This is a genomic window from Cupriavidus sp. KB_39 (assembly GCF_052114485.1).
Lineage (GTDB): Bacteria > Pseudomonadota > Gammaproteobacteria > Burkholderiales > Burkholderiaceae > Cupriavidus.
This window is the reverse complement of sequence record NZ_JBFREV010000134.1, coordinates 1-1,156: the sequence shown is the minus strand read 5'-3', so window position 1 is coordinate 1,156 and position 1,156 is coordinate 1. Positions and strand designations below refer to the sequence as shown.

The window sequence follows — 1,156 nt, the reverse complement described above, 5'->3', positions numbered from 1 at the left end:
CGGCTGGCAAAGGTGGCGGGGATGGGTGTAGCCATGCGGATGATCCTGACCGGCGACACCTTCGATGCCAGCTTCGCCCTGAACCACGGGCTGGTGACCGAACTGGTGCCGAAGGCGGGACTGGAGGCAGCCGCGCTCAAGATCGCGCGCCAGATTGCCGGAAATGGTCCGCTGGCCGTCATCGCCGCGCGGCGCGCCGTGCTCGCCAGCCATGACCTCACGCTGGAGGCCGGGCTGTTCGAGGAATCGGCCTTGCAGCGGCTGCTGCTGCGCAGCCGCGACGCCCGCGAGGGCGCCACGGCATTCGTCGAGCGGCGACCGGCCGCCTATATCGGAAGCTGACGCCGGCCGGTGAAGCACCGGCGCAGGGTCACTCGCGCCGGAGCTTCTCCACGGCGTCCGGGCTGACGGCCGGGGCGCTGTTGTTCCAGCTGGCGCGGATGAAGGTCAGCACCTCGGCGACGTCGCGGTCGCTCAGGATGGCGGCGTACTTCGGCATCGGATACGGCGCCGGAATGCCGCGGATCACGAGGTCCGGCGTGCCGTGCAGCGTCACGTTGATCAGCGACGACGCATCGCGCTCCAGCACGTTCGGATTGCCAGCCAGCGGCGCGAGCAGGGGCGCAACGCCGCGCCCGTCCGCGCCGTGGCACTGCATGCAGTACGTGGCGTATAGCCGCGCGCCGGCGTTGCCAGCCGGGCGCTGCAAGGCCACCGTGGTCGTCCGGGCGTCGTACGCGTAAGGCGGAGCGCCGTTGCCACCCTGTGCCGGGAGCGACTTCAGGTAGGCGGCCATCGCCGCGAGATCGCCATCGGTCATCGCCTGCGTGCTGTTGTGGATGACCTCGGACATCGGCCCAAACGCCGTCGCGTGCCGGTTTGCCCCATCCTTCAGGAACCCCGCGATATCGGCTGCGCTCCAGCGCCCCAGCCCCACGTTGTGCTCGCCGGTCAGGTTCGAGGCGTACCAGCCATCGAGCAGCGCGCCGGCAAGGAACGCCTTGCCGCCCTCGTCCAGCGCCTTCTCCTGGAAGCCGACGCCACGCGGCGTGTGGCAGGAGCCGCAATGCCCCAGCCCCTGCACCAGATAGGCGCCGCGGTTCCACGCGGCGCCCTGGCCGGGCTTTTCCTTATAGACGGCCTTTTCGAGGAAGAC

At 70.1% G+C, this 1,156-nt stretch carries 2 protein-coding genes; one reads left to right on the top strand and one right to left on the bottom strand.

The genetic code is table 11. The features are described 5' to 3' along the window. Positions 1 to 342, top strand: a 342-nt coding sequence (locus tag AB4Z27_RS29080) for an enoyl-CoA hydratase/isomerase family protein (protein ID WP_441645994.1), incomplete at its 5' end; no start/stop codon positions are given. A 28-nt stretch (positions 343 to 370) separates the two neighbouring features. Here the strand turns inward: AB4Z27_RS29080 and AB4Z27_RS29075 are convergent. Continuing rightward, positions 371 to 1,156, bottom strand: a 786-nt coding sequence (locus AB4Z27_RS29075; protein ID WP_441645993.1) for a c-type cytochrome, incomplete at its 5' end; no start/stop codon positions are given.